General features: G+C 65.1%; 17 protein-coding genes. 3 read left to right on the plus strand and 14 right to left on the minus strand.

The features are described 5' to 3' along the window. Nucleotides 1-32: 32 nt before the first annotated feature. The 3 genes from IG627_RS01750 to IG627_RS01760 are packed head-to-tail and all read right to left on the minus strand — an operon-like array spanning nt 33 to nt 2,596. Nucleotides 33-710, minus strand: a complete 678-nt coding sequence (locus IG627_RS01750) for a replication protein P (protein ID WP_193189399.1) — start codon at nt 708-710, stop codon at nt 33-35. Then, complete coding sequence (locus IG627_RS01755; RefSeq protein ID WP_193189400.1) at nt 610-1,929, minus strand: DnaT-like ssDNA-binding domain-containing protein; 1,320 nt, start codon at nt 1,927-1,929, stop codon at nt 610-612. Before IG627_RS01755 ends, IG627_RS01750 begins: the two co-directional genes overlap by 101 nt. A gap of 52 nt (nt 1,930-1,981) precedes the next feature. Further along, a complete protein-coding gene (locus tag IG627_RS01760) occupies nt 1,982-2,596 on the minus strand; it encodes a TetR/AcrR family transcriptional regulator (RefSeq protein ID WP_193189401.1) in 615 nt (204 codons plus the stop codon). 166 nt (nt 2,597-2,762) lie between these two features. On the opposite strand from IG627_RS01760, the gene IG627_RS01765 reads away from it, so the two are divergent. The 3 genes from IG627_RS01765 to IG627_RS01775 all read left to right on the plus strand — a co-directional run bounded on the left by IG627_RS01765 (nt 2,763) and on the right by IG627_RS01775 (nt 6,500). Further along, a complete protein-coding gene (locus IG627_RS01765) occupies nt 2,763-3,800 on the plus strand; it encodes an MBL fold metallo-hydrolase (protein WP_226864596.1) in 1,038 nt (345 codons plus the stop codon). A gap of 109 nt (nt 3,801-3,909) precedes the next feature. Then, nucleotides 3,910-6,144, plus strand: a complete 2,235-nt coding sequence (locus IG627_RS01770; RefSeq protein WP_193189403.1) for a heavy metal translocating P-type ATPase — start codon at nt 3,910-3,912, stop codon at nt 6,142-6,144. Further along, nucleotides 6,141-6,500, plus strand: a complete 360-nt coding sequence (locus IG627_RS01775) for a cupredoxin domain-containing protein (RefSeq protein WP_193189404.1) — start codon at nt 6,141-6,143, stop codon at nt 6,498-6,500. The genes IG627_RS01770 and IG627_RS01775 overlap by 4 nt, the downstream gene beginning before the upstream one ends. A 102-nt stretch (nt 6,501-6,602) precedes the next feature. Here the strand turns inward: IG627_RS01775 and IG627_RS01780 are convergent, their stop codons facing one another. The 11 genes from IG627_RS01780 to IG627_RS01830 form a co-directional block, all read right to left on the minus strand. Beyond that, nucleotides 6,603-7,094 carry a YybH family protein gene (locus tag IG627_RS01780; protein WP_193189405.1) on the minus strand — a complete coding sequence of 164 codons (492 nt, stop codon included), beginning with the start codon at nt 7,092-7,094 and terminating at the stop codon, nt 6,603-6,605. A gap of 13 nt (nt 7,095-7,107) precedes the next feature. Beyond that, a complete protein-coding gene (locus IG627_RS01785; protein ID WP_193189406.1) occupies nt 7,108-7,629 on the minus strand; it encodes a c-type cytochrome in 522 nt (173 codons plus the stop codon). 42 nt (nt 7,630-7,671) lie between these two features. Next, entirely contained in the window at nt 7,672-7,923 is a 252-nt protein-coding gene (locus IG627_RS01790) for a hypothetical protein (protein ID WP_193189407.1), read from the minus strand. A gap of 106 nt (nt 7,924-8,029) precedes the next feature. Further along, nucleotides 8,030-8,758, minus strand: a complete 729-nt coding sequence (locus IG627_RS01795; RefSeq protein WP_193189408.1) for a copper resistance protein B — start codon at nt 8,756-8,758, stop codon at nt 8,030-8,032. Nucleotides 8,759-8,769: 11 nt separating this feature from the next. Beyond that, a complete protein-coding gene (locus IG627_RS01800) occupies nt 8,770-10,806 on the minus strand; it encodes a copper resistance system multicopper oxidase (RefSeq protein ID WP_193189409.1) in 2,037 nt (678 codons plus the stop codon). A gap of 19 nt (nt 10,807-10,825) precedes the next feature. Continuing rightward, complete coding sequence (locus IG627_RS01805) at nt 10,826-11,326, minus strand: DUF411 domain-containing protein (RefSeq protein ID WP_193189410.1); 501 nt, start codon at nt 11,324-11,326, stop codon at nt 10,826-10,828. 101 nt (nt 11,327-11,427) lie between these two features. Further along, complete coding sequence (locus tag IG627_RS01810; protein WP_193189411.1) at nt 11,428-11,799, minus strand: hypothetical protein; 372 nt, start codon at nt 11,797-11,799, stop codon at nt 11,428-11,430. A 69-nt stretch (nt 11,800-11,868) separates the two neighbouring features. After that, entirely contained in the window at nt 11,869-13,167 is a 1,299-nt protein-coding gene (locus tag IG627_RS01815; protein ID WP_319024469.1) for a multicopper oxidase family protein, read from the minus strand. Between the two features lie 36 nt (nt 13,168-13,203). Next, nucleotides 13,204-14,715 carry a TolC family protein gene (locus IG627_RS01820; protein ID WP_193189412.1) on the minus strand — a complete coding sequence of 504 codons (1,512 nt, stop codon included), beginning with the start codon at nt 14,713-14,715 and terminating at the stop codon, nt 13,204-13,206. A gap of 50 nt (nt 14,716-14,765) precedes the next feature. Next, a complete protein-coding gene (locus tag IG627_RS01825; RefSeq protein ID WP_193189413.1) occupies nt 14,766-16,526 on the minus strand; it encodes an NADH:ubiquinone reductase (Na(+)-transporting) subunit F in 1,761 nt (586 codons plus the stop codon). After that, nucleotides 16,523-17,248 carry a hypothetical protein gene (locus IG627_RS01830; protein WP_193189414.1) on the minus strand — a complete coding sequence of 242 codons (726 nt, stop codon included), beginning with the start codon at nt 17,246-17,248 and terminating at the stop codon, nt 16,523-16,525. Before IG627_RS01830 ends, IG627_RS01825 begins: the two co-directional genes overlap by 4 nt. Nucleotides 17,249-17,291: the final 43 nt, after the last annotated feature.

The raw sequence follows: 17,291 nt of genomic DNA on the forward strand, positions 1-17,291 counted from the left end.
CATGGCCGCCCCGCCGCGCCTACAGTTAAGTATTAAATATCGAGCTTGGCCCGCAGTGCTGCCATCTTCTGCGCATTCTCTTCTTTCGACAGCGGTGTTCCCGGCTTCTCTTCCAGTTGCAGCTGCGCAGGCAGAGGCAGCTTCTCGCCCTCCAGAACCCGCGCACAGATCTTGCGGTAGTGCTCGGCGAACACCGGGTAGGCCACCGACTCGGCGTTGTTGGCGAGGAAGAACCAGTTGGATTCGCGCCCGGCGTGGTAGACGGCGGGGTGGCTCCAGTTGAAATTGGCCTTGGGGCTCGAGGCGTTGCAGGCCTCGCGGTAGGCGGCGCGGGCGTCGGGCAGGCCGTTGTCGCCGGCGGCGCACAGTTGCAGCATCTTGTGCACCGTGGGCAGGTACTCGCTCTGCTTGATGGCGCGTTTGGCGCCCGCGACTATCTCCGCCGCGCTAAAAGCGCCCAGGGATTCCAGCCACAGGCGTTTGGCGAGGTTCAGGGTCTCGGTGTCGGGGAATGCCGAGTTGAACTGATTGTGGTAGCTGAGTTTGAGCAGGCCGAAGACTTCATTGAGCGCGCGCTTCTTTTCATTGAGCTGCTCGTTCGCTTCCCCGCTACCAGTCTGTGTCCGTGACGATGTCGAGGACGGATCTGTCCCTTGTCCTCTGCCTATCGCTGCGCTGGTTGTCTGTGTTGGTATGTTGCGACTTGCCATTGGATTGTCCTATTGCCAGCTTATTGCGCTCCGCCCACTGGTGGCGCGCGTGACGCACGAAGACGGCGTCCCAGCTCTTGCGCGCGGCGTTCTGGCCGCGCCAGTAGATGATGAATTCCGGTACCAGGGAGAGGGCGAAATCCCTGTCTATTTCACACTGGTTGACCAGGTGACTCAAGCAGTCGCCACCCGGCTGCCAGTTGCGCCCAATGGGCTTGGCCACCGGGTTCTTCTCGATGCCCTGGCAGTAGTAGGCCCACTCCTCGCGCGCATACTCGATAAACAGTTCGCCCCAGCGCGCACTGTGGCCGCCGCGCTCGAGCCATTTGTAGATAAATTCCGGCAGCAACTCGGCGGCGAAGTTGGGATTGATCGCCAGGCGCCTGAGCTGCTCCCAGGTGGGCTCACTGGGCTGCCAGTCGCGGGTCATGGCGGTGGGTTTGCGCTTCTCGATAAAGGGGGCGTCCTGCTTTTCCCAGTCCTCCATCACCCAGTCGTTGAACTCCAGGTCCCAGGAGATGGACTGCTTGCCGCTGTAGCGGTGGTAGTCGACGAAACGCTGCAGGCCGCGCTGTACAAAGGTACTGGGCACGCCTTCATCGGACAGCTTGCGCAGTGTGTCTTCGTTCGGGCGCCAGTCATGCGCCAGCGGCTGCTTGCGCTGTGCGGTGGCCCGGAAGGCTTCCCACTTGCTCTTCACCTGCTTCAGGAACAGGGAGCCAAAGGAGTGGCGGGGCTCGCCGCGCTCGCGCCAGTAGGTGACGAATTCCGGCAGCTGCTCGCGCACAAAATGCTCGGGCACGCCCAACTGGGCGATACGCGCCATTGTCTCGGCGTCCGGCTGCCAGCCGGGAGAGATGGTGTTGGCACTGCGCGCAGTCGGCGCCTGGGGCGTCTGCTGCGGGCGGCTGTGCTCGCCGGGCAGGGCGAACTTGAGAATCTCGCTGCTGCCGTAGGGCGCCGCGCCCAGCAGCAGGGCGCCCTGGTTGCGCAGGCTGGTGGCTACCCGCTGGATATCCGTCGGTTGCCAGAAAGGCAACAGCTGTTGCAGTTGCCCGCCGTCGGCCGTGTACCAGTCGCGCCCGGGGTGGGGCTCCAGCGGCAGGAAGGGCAGCAGGTCTGCGAGCGCGGTCAGCAATACCGCCTCCTCCAGGCCGAGGGTGGCGGCCAGAGTGGGGGATATGCACAGAGGTCTTTCCGGGAGCAGGGGGTGTTTCATGGCGCGATTCTATCACCCCGCAAGTCCAGGGGCATGGCTCATTCAGGCCTGCCTATCGGGACTGGTAGTGGCTCAGAAACATGGCCGCGGTGCGTTCGGCGAGCGCGTGCCGCCCGGTGGCGTCCAGGATGGGCGCTACCTGAATCAATTGCGGCCAGAAGCAACTGCCCTTGATCAGGCTGTGGATTTGGCTGGCAGCTATCTCCACTTCCAGCGGTTGCAGGCGATCGTCGGTGCGCGCGGCCTTGATCCAGCGCTTGATGCCGGTCTCGAGAGCGGAGAATTTTTCCAGCTCCTCGCGCAATGCCTGGGGTTGGTGGAAGAAATGGTCGAAAGCCACCCGGTTCAGTTCGATATATTCCTGGCTGCAGATGGTCTCTATCTCTGACTCGATCAGTGCGCACAGCTGGGATTGCAGATCGGTCTCCGGGTCATAGGCGCCCTCCGGCAGCAAGGTCGCCTGCTGCCAGAGTTCGCCGATCAGCTCTACCACCAGCGCCTCCTTGCTGGCGAAATGGTTGTAGACGGTGCGCTTCGACACCTGTGCCCGTGCCGCCAGTTCGTCCATGCTGGTGCCCTGTACGCCCAGTTCCTGGAAGGTCTGCTTGGCCGCGTCCAGGATGGCCTGGCGCTTCATCTCACTTCTTGTCGGCTTTCTGTCGGTCATCGGTTTCCACGCTTGGGACTGGGCAGTCGGTGCCGTTTTCATCATTGGGGTAAATTTTACACTATACAGTTTACTTCTGGCGATCTCGTGATTACACTGCACCGTATAGTTTACTTATGGTGATTCAATGAGAGTTCGCTGGTTGGCAATCGCGGGGTTTACGCTTATGGCTACAGGTCTGTTCAACGCGTGTACATCGAACACGGAGAAATTTAGCAATACATTCGCCGATGACCGGATCCGTTCGGGCAATATCTTCGAAATCGCCAAGGCCTATATCCGCGCCGAACGCACGGCGCCGATACCCGCGGCACCGCTGCCTCTGCGGCAGATACCGGCGGCGGAACTCGCCGCCCGGGATGGCGAGGCGGTTGTTTACCGGCTGGGGCATTCGACCTTACTGATGCGCCTGGATGGTGACTATGTCCTTACCGACCCGGTGTTCAGCGAGCGAGCCTCGCCGGTGCAGTGGATGGGGCCCAAACGCTTCCACCCGCTGCCTTTCGAGCTGGATGAGCTACCGGGCATCAAGGCGGTGGTGATCAGTCACGATCACTACGACCACCTGGACAGGGCCAGCGTGCTGGCGCTGGACGGCAGGGTGGAGCGCTTTATCGTGCCGCTGAAAGTGGGCAATCACCTGCGCCGCTGGGGCATCGCCGCCGACAAGATCGTCGAACTCGACTGGTGGCAGTCGGTGTCCGTCGGCAGCCTGAAATTCACCGCGACACCGGCGCAGCACTTCTCCGGCCGCGGCCTGATGGACAGGGACCAAACCCTCTGGGCCAGTTGGGTGATCGAGAGCCACGAGGCGCGCGTCTTCTTCAGTGGCGACAGTGGCTATTTCGACGGTTTCAGGGAAATCGGTGAGCGCTTCGGCCACTTCGATCTGACCCTGATAGAGACGGGTGCCTACAACCACCTGTGGAGTCAGGTCCATATGCTGCCGGAGCAGAGTGTGCAGGCACATATCGATCTGCGCGGCAGGGTCATGCTGCCGATCCACAACAGCACCTTCGACCTGGCCCTACACGACTGGTATGAGCCGCTGGAGCGAGCGGCGATCGCCGCGGAGCAGTACGACGTGCGGCTGGCGACTCCAATTATCGGCGCGCCCTTGAAACTGGGCGCACCCGGCGAAACCCCGGCGTGGTGGCGGGAGGGTGTTGCGCGTGACGCGTCGCTGGCAATCACTGAGTCCTGAGTGTCGCTGCCCGGTCCCATTCTCAGAATAATATCTGTGCCAGCGCTTGCTCTGCCCTTGGGGGAAGCCCCTAAGCTCCGCGCCACTGATCCATGGCTAGGATAAGGAAATGGCACAGAGCAAGCAGACCTTTACTCTCAGCGGCGCCTCGTGCGCCAGCTGCGTCAACAAGATAGAGCGCGCCCTGCAGCGGCTACCAGGCGTTGCCGAGGCGCGAGTCAACCTGGCGGAAAAGACGGTCGCGGTGCGGGGTACTGCCGCTGCGGACGCCTGCGTGCAGGCAATCGAAAATGCCGGCTACGGTGCGGCGCTGGCCAGGGTTGGCGAACGCGAGCTGCGCGAGCAGCAGCGGCAGGTGGACCGCGCCCACTATCGCGAACTCCTGTGGCGCGCCGGGCTGGCCCTGGCCCTTGGGGGGCCGCTGATGGCCTGGGGCCTGCTCACCGGTGAGATGTCGGTGCACAACCCCGCACAGCAGCTGGCCTGGGGCGCCGTAGGCCTGCTCACGCTGGCAGTACTCATTTATTGCGGCGGCCACTTCTTCACCGGTGCCTGGAAGGCCTTCCGCCATCACAACGCCAATATGGACACACTGATTGCGCTGGGCACAGGCACTGCCTGGGCCTTCTCCATGCTGGTGGTGCTGGCGCCACAACTGTTACCGGCGTTGGCAAGGCACGTCTACTTCGAGGCCAGCGCCATGATCATCGGCCTGATCAACCTGGGCCAGGCGCTGGAAATCCGCGCCCGCGGCAGGACCAGCGCCGCCGTTGAGAAGCTGTTGCAGTTGCAAGACGCCACTGCACGGGTACTGCGCGACGGCGAAGAGGTGGATGTGCCGGTGGAACAGGTACAACTCGGCGACCGCTTGCGGGTGCGCCCCGGAGAAAAAGTCCCGGTGGACGGCACCGTGATAGAGGGCAGCAGCCTGGTGGACGAGTCGATGCTCACCGGAGAGCCACTGCCGGTGCAGAAAAGCGAGGGTGACTTCCTCTCCTCCGGCACCCTGAACAGAAACGGCACGCTGCTGTTCACTGCGGAAAAGGTCGGCGCCGAGACTCGCCTGGCGCAGATTATCGAAATGGTGAAAAGCGCACAGAACTCCCGCGTGCCCATCGCCCGCCTCGCGGACACAATCTCCGCAGTGTTTGTGCCGGTGGTGATGATTGTCGCGGTGCTGGCGGCACTCGCCTGGTTCAACTGGGGGCCGGAGCCGAAAGTCGCGCATATGCTGGTGGTGGCCACCGCGGTACTGATCATTGCCTGCCCCTGTGCTTTGGGACTGGCAACACCCATGTCGGTGATGGTGGGTGTCGGCAAGGGCGCCGAGCACGGCGTGCTGGTACGCAACGGCAAGGCGCTGCAGCAGGCGAGCAAGCTGACCACGCTGGTGGTGGACAAGACCGGCACCCTCACCGAGGGCCGCCCCCGGGTTACCGACCTGCAGGCGGATGGCGACGAGCAGGAGCTGCTGCGCCTGTTGGCCAGCCTGGAGCAGGCCTCGGAACACCCGCTGGCGGAGGCCATAGTGGCCGAGGCGCGGGAGCGGGGCATGCGCCTGGGCAAGGTGCAGGACTTCGAGGCAATCACCGCCCACGGCGTTGCCGGCACAGTGGATGGCCGCGCGCTGCTGTTCGGCAACCGCAAGCTGATGCAGCGCGAAAATGTCGATGTCGCCCAGTGGCGGGAGGCCGCCGGCGCCCTGGCGGCCAAGGGCCGCACGGCCATCTACGCGGCCATAGACGGAGAGGCCGCCGGCATTATCGCGGTGGCGGACCCACTACGCGAAGATGCGAAATCGGCTATCAAAAGGCTCAAGCGCCTCGGCCTGGAAATCCAGATGCTTACCGGCGACAACCGCGCCACTGCGGAGGCGGTGGCCGCGCAGCTGGGCATAGACGCGGTGCACGCGGAACTGCTGCCGGAGGACAAGGAGAGCATCGTCGCCGAACTGCAGGCGAAGGGCGGGCATGTGGGCATGGCCGGCGACGGCATCAACGACGCCCCGGCGCTGGCGCGCGCGCAGGTGGGCTTCGCCATAGGCGCCGGCACAGACGTGGCCATAGAGACCGCCGACGTGACATTGATGCGCTCCTCACTGCACGGCGTGGCGGACGCCATAGAGCTGTCGCGGGCCACGCTGCGCAATATCAAGCAGAATCTGTTCGGTGCCTTTGTCTACAACACCCTGGGCATACCCATCGCCGCCGGGCTCCTTTACCCGCTCACCGGCAGCCTGCTGAGCCCGGTGATCGCCGGCGCGGCCATGGCGCTGTCCTCGGTGACCGTGGTCAGCAATGCCAATCGCCTGCGCCTGTTCAAACCCTCGGAGGTGAGCGCATGAGCCTGCTAATCAACCTGTTGGGCCTGGCGCTGATCGCCGGCATCGTCTGGTGGTTCTGGCTGGCGAAGCGCAGGCCCTCGGTAGAAGCCGCGGAGCCCGCCGCATTGATTCTGGTGAAAGACGGCGTCTACGAACCCGAGCGCATCCACATCGCCGCCGGCGCGGAAACCAAATTGCATTTCCTGCGCGAGGACCCCAGCCCCTGTGCCGAGTATGTGGTGTTTGCGGATCTGGATGTGAGCGCACAGCTGGCGGTCGGGCGCGAGACTCTGGTGCACCTGCCGCCGCTGGCGGCGGGGGAATACGAGTTCACCTGCCAGATGCGTATGTATCGTGGCAGGCTGGTGGTGGAGTAGCCCGGGAAAGCAGTACTGTTGCTCGACTGTAGGAGCCTGTTTGCAGGCGAATAGCGGGCCTGCGGCCCGCGATGCCGAGCTGGAGCCCGGCGTTCCCAGAAGTTATTTGCTGGACCAGTGCACATGCACGATTTTCCAGCCGTCGCCGGTGCGCGCCAGTACCAGGGTTTCCATGCTCTGTAGATCCAGCGCCTTGCCCTTGAACTCGCCCTGCACCTGCGCGCGCCCGTAGGCGTAGGCGAGATCGCCCTGTTCGCGGACCTGTAGTTCCCGCTGGGTGATATTCATCTGCTTCAGGAAGGCCATATCCGCGGGCAGGTGGTGGCCAGCGTATTCGCTGGCCGAACGTTCGACACCACCGCCCTCGAAAATAACCACGGCGTCCGCCAGCGCATCCATCACCGTCTGTTGGTCGCCCTCGCGCAGGGCGCGGTGGAAAGCCAGTACGGTTTTGCCGGCGCCACTTTCCAGCCCGGAAAACAGCGTCGGGTCCTTGTCCGCGTGATTTTTTTCGCCGTGGGCTGCGGCCAGCGGGGCGGCGCCGAGCAGGAGGCCGAGGCCCAGGGCGCGCAGGGGCTTGAAGAATCTTTGCATGGTTTTCTTCCCGTCAGTGGTGGTCGCCCGCGTCATCGTCGTCGCGCGCGGTGAGTATCTGGTATTGCTGTGCATTCAGGTCCGGTAGCTTCTGCAGGAAGGCCACCATGGCCCAGATACGCTGGTCGTCGTGGGTGGGGCCCCAGGCGGGCATGCCGGAGGCCTTGATGCCGTGCTTGATTACCCAGAACTGGCGGCGCGGGTCCGCGGCTTTTTCCGTCAGGTCCGGCGGTGCCGGGTAGAGGCCGACACTGAGGTCGCTCTCTTCCAGGCCCGGTTTCAGGTGGCAGCCGGTGCACATGTCGTTGTAGTCGGGGCCGCCCATCAGCAGCAGTTCCGGATCGTCCAGTGCGGGCACCTCGATGGAGGCGGCCGCCCTGTCGATGGACCTGTCGCGCAGTGTTTCCAGCGCCCAGTGGGTGAAGGCGGTGTGCCGCACGTCCGCGCCTACCGGATAGCTGCCCGAGTAGATAAAGGCCGCCAGGCCAGCGCAGGCGGCGATGGCGGCGAATAAAAGCGTCCTGATTGTTTTCACGTTTTTTCTCCGCGCAGGCTGGGGGCGGGGCCCCCGCCGCAGTTATTTTTCCGGTTGGTGACTGTCGCCGTGATGACCGGCGGAGTCGGACTCCTCGTGCAGCTGGTCCATACACTTTTTCATCATGGCCTGCATGACCGGGTCATTGGGGTCCATCTTCGAGTGGTCCATGTTTTCCATGGCTTCGCACTTGGGCTTTTCCCCTTTGTTTTTGTGCAGGCTGGGGTCGTGGGCCTGGGTTGCGGTGGCTGTGAACAGGGCGGCAAGCAGTATTGGGGCTGTGAGGCTTTTCATGGTGTTTCTCCGTAAAGTTTTGGGCGGGCCTGCGGCCCGCTATGCCGAGCTGGAGCTCGGCGTTCCCAGGGGCGGGCCTGAGGCCCGCCAGGGCAAACACGAAGGGCTAGAACCAGGCCTTGAGGCCGATCACCCAGGTGGTCTCGCGGGTTTCGTGGCCATCTTCGCGGGCGAAGTCGGCGGCGCGGCCGAACTTGCGTTCGCGATGCACGCCGATATAGGGCGCGAACTGGCGCGTGAACTCGTAGCGCAGGCGCAATCCCGCCTCCATGTCCGAGAGGCCTGTGCCCAGTTCGTTTTCGCGGTCGTTCTGGCCGTAGAAATCCAGTTCGATTTCCGGACTGAGGATCAGCCTTTGCGTAAACAGCAGTTCGTACTCGGCGCCGACGCTGAAGCCGATATCGCCGTCCTCGCCGACAAACAGTGCCGAATCCACTTCGAAGAAATAGGGCGCCAGGCCCTGCAGGCCGATCACGCCCCAGTTCTTGCTCGGCCCGTTCTCCAGCTTGAAGTCGTGGCGCAGACCCATCTGCAGATCCCAGTAGGGGGCCACCGCGCGGCTGTAGAGCACCTGCAGCTCGGCGTTCTCGGTTTCGCCCTCTTCGCGTTCCAGTGTGCCCTTGAGCCACAGCTTGTCGCGGTCGCCGCCGAACCAGAGGTCGCCGTTGAAGGCCTGGCTGTCGTCCTCGCGCACTTCCAGCTGGTCGATATTGAGGAAGGTGAGCAGTGAGTCGTGGTCCATTACATGGTCCGGCGTACCTGTGCCGTGGTGTCCCTCTTGGGCTGCGGCGTTGGCGGCCAAAAGCAGTGCGCTGGTCATCAGTAGTTTTTTCATTTCATTTCTCCTTAAACGACACGCACTTCGCGGAACATACCCGGCATGTGGTACAGCAGGTGGCAGTGGTAGGCCCAGCGGCCGTAGGCGTCGGCGGTCACCAGGTAGCTGATCTTGGATCCCGGCTGCACCAGTATCGTGTGCTTGCGCGGAATGTAATCCGGCTCCTCGGTTTCCAGCTCGCTCCACATGCCGTGCAGATGGATGGGGTGGGTCATCATGGTGTCGTTGACCAGGGTGATGCGGATGCGCTCGCCGTACTTCAGCATCAGCGGCTCGGCCTCCATAAACTTGATGCCGTCCATGCCCCAGACGTAGCGCTCCATATTGCCGGTCAGGTGCAGTTGCAGTTCCCGCGTCGGCTCGCGTTTGTCGATGGTGGGGGTGAGGTTGCGGATGTCACCGTAGTTCAGCACCCGGCGGCCGTAGCGCTGCATATGGTCGCGCAGGCCAATGCCGGGATCGCGCAGGCCGTTCATCGGCTGCTCCGCGCGCATGTCCACCGTGTAGCGGTACTCGCTCGGCAGGTGCACTATCGGACTGTTGCTGCCGAAGCCGGCGCGGCCCAGTTTCTCGGTGAACCAGGCGCCCTGCATGCCGCCCAGTTCCGGGCGCCCGCCGTGCAGGCTGTACTGACCCGAGGCGCCCTGGGCCATGCCGCCGTGCTGGGAATGATCCATGCCGCTCATCTGGTGCTGGCTGTGGTCCATTTTCGAGTGGTCCATGCCTCCGTGCTGGGAGTGATCCATACCCCCCATCTGGTGCTGGCTGTGGTCCATTTTCGAGTGGTCCATGCCTCCGTGCTGGGAATGGTCCATGCCGCCCATCTGGTGCTGGCCGTGATCCATCTTCGAGTGGTCCATACCACCCATGCCGCCGTGGTCCATTCCCCCCATGTCGTGGGCCATGCCCATATCGCGATGGCCAAGCACCGGCGCATAGTCCATAGCCGGCACCGCCGCGCTCAGGCCCAGCTCCGGGGTCAATGTGCCGCGGGCGAAGCCGCTGCGGTCTATGGTCTGTGCGAACAGCGTGTAGGCGGTGTCGGCTTCCGGCTCCACCACCACGTCGTAGGTCTCGGCCACGCCGATGCGGAATTCGTCCACGCTCACCGGCTCTATGTTCTGGCCGTCGGTGGCCACCACTTTCATCTTCAGGCCGGGAATACGCACGTCGAAGATGCTCATGGCGGCGGCGTTGATAAAGCGCAGCCGCACCTTCTCGCCGCGCTTGAACAGCGCCGTCCAGTTGGCGTCCGGGGTCTGGCCGTTCATCAGGTAGGTGTAGGTGTAGCCGGTGACGTCGGAGATGTCGGTGTCGGACATGCGCATCTCGTTCCACATTTCGCGCTCGCGGAAAGTGCGGCGCACGCCCTTTTCGCGGATATCGCTCCACAGGTCGCCGACGGTGCGGCGGCGGAAGTTGTAGTAGTGGCTCTCGTTCTTCAGCTTGCCGTAGACGGCATCCGGCGCCGTGTCGCTCCAGTCCGACAGCAGCACCACATAGTCGCGGTCGTACTCCACCGGGTCGGGTCCCGCCGGATCGATCACTATGGCGCCGTAGACGCCGGTCTGTTCCTGGAAGCCGGAGTGGCTGTGGTACCAGTAGGTGCCGCTCTGGTTGAGGTCGAACTGGTACTGAAAGGTCTCGCCGGGGCGTATGCCGTTGAAACTGAGGCCCGGCACACCGTCCTGGCCCGTGGGCAGGATGATGCCGTGCCAGTGGATGGAGCTGTCGTGGGCCAGGCTGTTGTTGACATTCAGGGTGACGCGCTGGCCTTCCCTCCAGCGGAGCACCGGCGCCGGCAGGCTGCCGTTGACCGTGGTGGCGGTGCGCGAGCGGCCGGTGAAGTTCACCGATGTGTAGCCGATATTCAGGTCGAAGTTGTTGCCCCTGAGCGTCTGCGGCGACGTGGCAGGGCGGTGATCGCTGGATAGGGCGCGGCTGCCGGTTGCCCCCAACAGTGCCGCGCCGGCGGCCATGCCGGTGACGAAGGTGCGCCGGCTCATCTGCGGCAGGGCAATGGATGATTTGTGCTTTTTGTTCATGGATTTTCCTTAAAACTGCTTAAAACTGTTCCCTGGCTGAGTCGATGGTGGCGTAGACCTGCTGGCTGCCGTCGCCATTCAACTGCCACACCTGGTAGGGAGTGAAGCGGTTCTCGTACTCCATGCCCGGGCTGCCCAGCGGCATGGCCGGCACCGCCAGGCCGCGCGCGTCGGCGGGCGGATTCTGCAGGAACTGGCGGATCAACTTGGCCGGGATATGGCCCTCGAACACATAGCCCTGTTCCGACACGCTGGTGTGGCAGGACTGGAATTCGGCTTCAATGCGGTGCTGGTTTTTCACCGCGTTCAGGTCGGCCACGTCCACGGCCTCGACGGCGAAGCCGCTGTCCTTGGCGTGGTCCACCCACAGTTTGCAGCAGCCGCAGCTGGCGGACTTGTAGGTGGTCAGTTGGATGGTATCGGTCGACGGCGCGGCAGCTGCCTGCGGCTTGTCGGTACAGGCGGCCAGCGCCAGCAGCGCCAGGGCGCCGAAGGCGGCGAGGGTAAATTTGCGATACATGTTTTTTCCCAATCAATCACAGGAGCGCTTGCTGGTGCAGGCGCATGGAAAGCATTAGACAAGTGAAAAGGTCGCCAAAAAAAAGGCGCAACTATCCCGTATCAGCGGGACTGGGGCGGACGGATCATGCCGTCGAGGGAGGGATCGGAATTGAGATCGGAATAGGTATTGGCGGCTGCCCTTCCCGCGCTGCTGGCCAGCAGCGGATCCGCAGCCGGCAGCGCCCCGGGGCAGGGGCCGGGGCAGGAGTCGCAGCCCTGGGCGCAGGCGGCAGCCTGCAGGTGATTGCCGGCGGTATCCCGCTCGGCCTGGCGGCCGCAGTGGTCGTTGCCGGAGCAATGCGCCTTTTGCATGTCCACCGCCGGCATGGCCTCGTGGACGCCGGCTTCCATCGCGCAGGGAGCCGCCAGCACCCGGCCGGAGATGGCCAGGAGCAGCAATAGCAGCAGTGTCATGCCGGCCCTTGTGCGCATAGTGGATACCAGAAAGTCAGACCCGGGCAATGCTAGATAACTGGCGCCACCGTTGCAAGTGCCGCCGGCTCAGCCGCGCCGCGGCGGATTGCCGTAGTCCGGGTCGCCGCTCACCTTCCAGGCCACGGTGCCCTGTGGGGCCTTGTACCAGCCCGGGTCGCTGTAATCCCCCGGTGCCAGGTCGTCGCGCACCTTGACCAGGGTGAACATGCCGCCCATCTCGATATTGCCGTAGGGCCCCTTGCCCACCATCATCGCCAGGGTATTGCGCGGACCCGGGTGGTGGCCGGCGTCCACATGGTCCTGGTGCTCGGCCATGCCGTAGCGGCCCATGGGCATAAAACCCGGCAGCATCTTCTGGATTTCGTCCGCCACGCCCGTCTGGTCCACGCCCATGGGGTTGGGTATCTCGTGGCCCATGGCGTTCATGGTGTGGTGGGCCATATGGCAGTGGAAGGCCCAGTCGCCGGGGACTGCGGTGAACTCAATATCGCGGGTCTGGCCCACGGCGACTATCTCGGTGGCCTCGCTGCGCCACTGGGACTGCGGCCAGCGGCCGCCGTCGGAGCCGGTGACATGGAACTGCACCCCGTGCATATGGATCGGATGGTTCCACATGGACAGGTTGCCCATGCGCACCCGCACCCGCTCGCCGCTGCGCGCGACTATCGGATCTATGGCCGGGAACACCTTGCTGTTGAAGGTCCAGAGGTCGAACTCCACCATCACCGCCGGGTCCGGCCTGTAGGTGCCCGGGTGCATCGCCCAGTTGTGCAGCAGGAAGCAGTAGTCCCGGTCCACCGGCACCGGCTCCGGTTCCTTCGGGTGGATGATGAACATGCCCATCATGCCCGCGGCCATCTGCACCATCTCGTCGGCGTGGGGGTGGTACATGTGGGTGCCGTGCTGTTTGAGGGTGAATTCGTAGGCGAAGGTCTCGCCGGGCTGGATATGCGGCTGCGACACGCCGCCGACGCCGTCCATGCCGCTGGGCAGTATGATGCCGTGCCAGTGGATGGTGGTGTGCTCCCCCAGGCGGTTGGTCACCAGTATCCTGATGCGGTCGCCCTCCACCGCCTCTATGGTGGGGCCGGGAGTCGTGCCGTTGTAGCCCCAGCATTTGCTCACGGTGCCCGGCGCGAACTCGTGCTCGAACTCCTCCGCCACCAGGTGGAATTCCTTGACCCCGTCCTTCATCACATGGGGCAGACTCCAGCCGTTCAGGGTGCGCACCGGCACATGGCCGCGGCGCTTCTGTCCCTTGGCATTGGCGGGCGCCTGTGCCGCCGCCTGCGGCGCGCGCGCGGTCAGGGCCGAGCCCAGGGCGCCCATGCCGCCGGCCTGCAGGAAGCGGCGCCGGCTGATCACGGCAGTCCTCCGCTGCGCCGGGGCGCATACTGCTGTTCAGTGGTGACGGTGCGCATCCTCTGCCTCCTGTTGCTGCTCTTCGCCCTGTTGCTTCCCCTCGCCCGAATCCTCTGCCCCCGGATGCATGGCGCCGTGGCCGCCGTGTGCGGGGGCGGCCGTGCCCAGGTAGTCTTCTGCGGCCGCACTGGTGCCGCTGGCGCGGGCGCCGCTGGGCAGGCGCCGCCCCACCGCCTGCGCCAGCGCCGCGCGCGTCATCCAATAGTCCCCCAGCGCTTCCAGGTAGCCCTGGTAGGCGTTGTACTCGCGCTGCTTGCTGAGCAGCAGTTCGAAGGTGCCGATCAGCATGAAATTCTCCTCCAGCTGCGCCTGTTGCGTGGCCTCGATACGCGCCGGCAGCAGGCGCGTGCGGAAGGTTTCGGCCCGCGCGCGCGCGTTCTGCACGCCGGCGTGGGCCAGGCGCACGGCGTTGTCGCTGTCGAGCATCAGGCGCGCCACCTCGGCGATGGCCATCTGCAGCCCGGCGTCCACTTCCAGCAACTGATCGCGGTGTTGGGTGAATATCGGGATCTCCCAGGACAAGGTGGGGCCCAGCAGCCGCGCGCCGTCTGTCTCCCGCTCGCGCTCCACGCCCAGTTCCAGTTCGCCCAGCCAGCGGCGCCAGTTGGTGTAGCAGAGTTCTTCCGCCAGGCGCTCGGCGCGGGCGCTGGCGCTGGCCAGGTCGAGGCGGCTGTGCCGCGCCAGCGCCAGCAGTTCGCCCAGGTCGTCCTCCTGGGTCACCGGCAGCGCGAGCTGCGCCGGAACCTCCCAGGCGCCGGCCAGCGGCAGGCCGAGCAGGTCGGCCAGCGCGGTGCGCGCGGCCAGGGCGGCGTCCTCCGCCTGCAGCCTGTCTACTTCCGCCTCGGCGGCGGCGGCCCTTTCCAGGGCCAGGTCCCGCGGGGTCATATTGCCGGCGTCGAAATAGCGCTCGGCCAGTTGCAGCGATACGGCGGCGGCCTTCGCCACCTGGCCGCGCATGGCGGCCACCTGGCGCGCGGTGACGTAATCGTAGTAGGCGTGCTCTGTCTCGGCGGCCAGCCGCACCAGCTCGGCGCCAACCTGGTACTGCACCTCGGTGAACTGGCGCCGGGCCAGGCGCTTGCGCGAGGGCAGGGTGATCAGGTCGGAAAAGGAGGCCGCGAGGCCGTAGGTGATCTGGTCCATCTCGCCGCTGCGGTTGGAGTCGAGCACTGAGGCGGAGAAGAGCGGGTTGCGGATGTGCCCGGCGCGGTAGACGGCAGCGGCGGCTATGCCCAGCTCGGCGTAGTGGGCGCGGATATCCGGGTTGTTGACCAGCGCCAGGCGGATGGCGCTCTCGGCGGACAGGGGCGCGGCGGTGATCTCCGCCACCAGCGGCGGCGCTGCGTCCGCCGCTTCGGCCGGCCAGCCGCGCGCGCGCACCTGCTCCTGCACCTGGCCGCGGCCCAAGTCCGCGGGCACCTGGGTGCAGGCGGGCAGCGCCGCGGCCAGGCCTGTCACTAGTACCAGTGCGCTCCTGCGCCGGGAGGCCACCGTCTCATCCCTGAAGTTGTTCCCTGCAATTCAGGCTAGCAGCCAGTTGGTCAGCTGCCGAAGTCGTCGAAGGCGATGCGATGCTCTTCCACGCCGAGATCGCGCAGCATGTCCATGGTCGCGCGCAGCATCGGCGGCGGGCCGCACAGGTAGAAGTCGCAGCGGTCGAGATCCGGGTGGTTCTGCAGGTAGTGGTCGCGCACCAGATCGCTGATAAAGCCGGTGGCGCCGCGCCAGTTGTCCGCCGGCAGCGGCTCCGACAGGCCGAACTGCCAGGAGAAATTGGTGTGCTCCTCCTGCAGTCGGTCGAACAGCTCGCGGTAGAAGACTTCATTCAGGTTGCGGGCACCGAACCAGTAGCTGATCTTGCGCCCGCTGCCGCGGTGCACCAACTGGTCGACGATCATCGAGCGCAGCGGCGCCATACCGGCGCCGCCGCCGATCAGTACCATCTCGCGCTCGCCCGGTCGTGCGCGGAAGTCCCCGTAGGGGCCGGCGATCTGCACCCGCGCGCCGGCTTCCAGGTCGCACAGGTAGCTGGAGCCGCGCCCGGCCGGGGCCTGTGGCATGTCTGCGGGGGGCGGCTGCAGGCGCACGTTGAGCACAATCGGCGCGCCCGGCTCCGCCGGCCCGTTGGCCATGGAATAGGCGCGCCGGCCGCCGCCGGGCAGGTCTATCTGTATGTAGCTGCCGGCCTCGAAGGCGAAGGGGGTGTCCCGCAGTGGTCGCAGCCGTATCTCCTTGATCATCGGCGTGACGAAACGGCTCTGCAGCAGTTCCGCCTCGAAGCGGCGCGATTGCAGCACGCTGTTATCCAGTGCCAGGCGGGTGGCGGTGGCGACCCGCTGCTGGCAGGCCAGGCGATAGCCGGCGGCCAGTTCGGATGCGGACAGCAGGGCCTTCTCGCTGCCGGTCACCGGCGCGTCCGCAGACATTTTCACCTGGCACAGGCCGCAACTGCCGCCGCCGCCGCAGTTGGAGGGCAGTTGCACCCCCTCGGCGGCGAGGCCGTCGAACAGGTTGACGCCGCTCGGCAATGCCAGCCGTTGCACCGGCGCCGCGGCGCTGTCCAGCAGGGTTACGGCCACCTTGCTGCGGCGCGCTCGGTATATCAGGGCCACCAGGTTGAAGTCGTGGCGGCTGAAGCTGGTAAACAGCAGCAGGCAGCCGGACAGGGCCATCAGCAGCGCACCCAGGCCGAAGGCGATGATGAAAGGATTGTTGAAGTCCTGCCGCTCCGTGTAGTCCATGATGTGCAGCATCCAGAAGATGTCGAACAGGCGCCAGCTGTCGTTGCGGCGCTCCAGCACGCGGCCGTCCTGCGCCGAGACGTAGAGACTGGTGGCGTGTTCGTCGGCCACGTCCAGGCGCCACATGGAGCCGCCGTGGCGGCGCGCTTCCATATTGGCATTGTCCAGCCACTGGGGCTCGCCTATCAGGCGGTCGTCGCCGGCGTAGTCGCGCGCGGCTATGGCCAGGGCGAGATCGGCGTCGATGGGCAGCGGCTCGCCGCTGCTGGCATGGCGCAGCTCGACACCGGCGTCGGTCTGCACCCGGTACACGGGGCTGTCGAGCAGCGATTGCAGGCGGATATCGAGAATTTCCCCGGGCGCGTAGCGGCGCGCTATATCGGCGTGGGAGACCAGCGGCCCGGCGGCGATGGCCTGTGCCGGCTGGCGCTCGGCCAGGTGGCGGCCGCTGACGATATTGGAGTCCAGCAACGCGAAGGCGAGGCCGCTGGCGAGCCACAGGGCCAGCTGCAGCCCGATCACCAGACTGAGCCACTTGTGGGCGATCTTGACGAAATTCATGCGCGGGCCTCCGCTGGTGACAGTGAGGTCTCTTTTCTGCGTTTGCCGAAGCTGTAGAAGAGCAGCACCAGGCCGGCGAGGACGCTGGCGAGGCTGAGGATGGATACCACCAGCAGCAGCGGGTTGTGGATATCCGCGCGCTCCTCGTAATCCATGATGTGCAGCATCCAGAAGAAGTCGAAGGCGCGCCAGTAGTTGTGGCGGCGGGTGACCAGCGCCCCGGTATTTGGGTCGACATAGAAGCTGGTGCCGTAGCGGTCGTCGAAGTCGATGCGCCACAGGGGCAGGGCGCGCGACTGCAGCTCGGTGGGCGGGTTCTCACTGATCAGTTCCGCGGATGCGGCCGGCAGTTCGCCGCTGTAGTAGTGCTCCGCCAGTGCTTTGGCGAGGCCGCCGTCTATGGGCGATATCTCGATGCCGCTGCGGGCGTCGATCAGGTGGGCGCCGTCGCCGTCGCGCACGACATAGTAGGGCTGGCCGCGCAGGGATTTCAGCTGCACCGATTCCACGGAGGAAAAGTCGCGCAACAGGGATTCGGTCGAAACCAGATCGCCGCTACCTGATACGGGCTCGCGCAGGTTTTCGACCAGGTGATCGCCGTGAATAAAGTCCAGGTCCATAACCACCATGTAGACCCCGCTCAGGGTCCACAGCAGCGCCTGGACGCCGACAAACAGGAAGAGCCATTTGTGCACCTTCCTGGAGAGGGTTGCCGTTTTCATTGTTATCTGTTCTCTCGATTACCGCTGGTGAGAAAATATACAG

The organism is Microbulbifer taiwanensis (genome assembly GCF_014904815.1).
Classification (GTDB): Bacteria; Pseudomonadota; Gammaproteobacteria; order Pseudomonadales; family Cellvibrionaceae; genus Microbulbifer; species Microbulbifer taiwanensis.

Coding starts and splice junctions, on each gene's coding strand:
- IG627_RS01750 (WP_193189399.1), bottom strand. CDS start 710: ATGGCAAGTCGCAACATACCAACACAGACAACCAGCGCAGCGATAGGC.
- IG627_RS01755 (WP_193189400.1), bottom strand. CDS start 1,929: ATGAAACACCCCCTGCTCCCGGAAAGACCTCTGTGCATATCCCCCACT.
- IG627_RS01760 (WP_193189401.1), bottom strand. CDS start 2,596: ATGACCGACAGAAAGCCGACAAGAAGTGAGATGAAGCGCCAGGCCATC.
- IG627_RS01765 (WP_226864596.1), top strand. CDS start 2,763: ATGGCTACAGGTCTGTTCAACGCGTGTACATCGAACACGGAGAAATTT.
- IG627_RS01770 (WP_193189403.1), top strand. CDS start 3,910: ATGGCACAGAGCAAGCAGACCTTTACTCTCAGCGGCGCCTCGTGCGCC.
- IG627_RS01775 (WP_193189404.1), top strand. CDS start 6,141: ATGAGCCTGCTAATCAACCTGTTGGGCCTGGCGCTGATCGCCGGCATC.
- IG627_RS01780 (WP_193189405.1), bottom strand. CDS start 7,094: ATGCAAAGATTCTTCAAGCCCCTGCGCGCCCTGGGCCTCGGCCTCCTG.
- IG627_RS01790 (WP_193189407.1), bottom strand. CDS start 7,923: ATGAAAAGCCTCACAGCCCCAATACTGCTTGCCGCCCTGTTCACAGCC.
- IG627_RS01795 (WP_193189408.1), bottom strand. CDS start 8,758: ATGAAAAAACTACTGATGACCAGCGCACTGCTTTTGGCCGCCAACGCC.
- IG627_RS01800 (WP_193189409.1), bottom strand. CDS start 10,806: ATGAACAAAAAGCACAAATCATCCATTGCCCTGCCGCAGATGAGCCGG.
- IG627_RS01805 (WP_193189410.1), bottom strand. CDS start 11,326: ATGTATCGCAAATTTACCCTCGCCGCCTTCGGCGCCCTGGCGCTGCTG.
- IG627_RS01810 (WP_193189411.1), bottom strand. CDS start 11,799: ATGCGCACAAGGGCCGGCATGACACTGCTGCTATTGCTGCTCCTGGCC.
- IG627_RS01825 (WP_193189413.1), bottom strand. CDS start 16,526: ATGAATTTCGTCAAGATCGCCCACAAGTGGCTCAGTCTGGTGATCGGG.
- IG627_RS01830 (WP_193189414.1), bottom strand. CDS start 17,248: ATGAAAACGGCAACCCTCTCCAGGAAGGTGCACAAATGGCTCTTCCTG.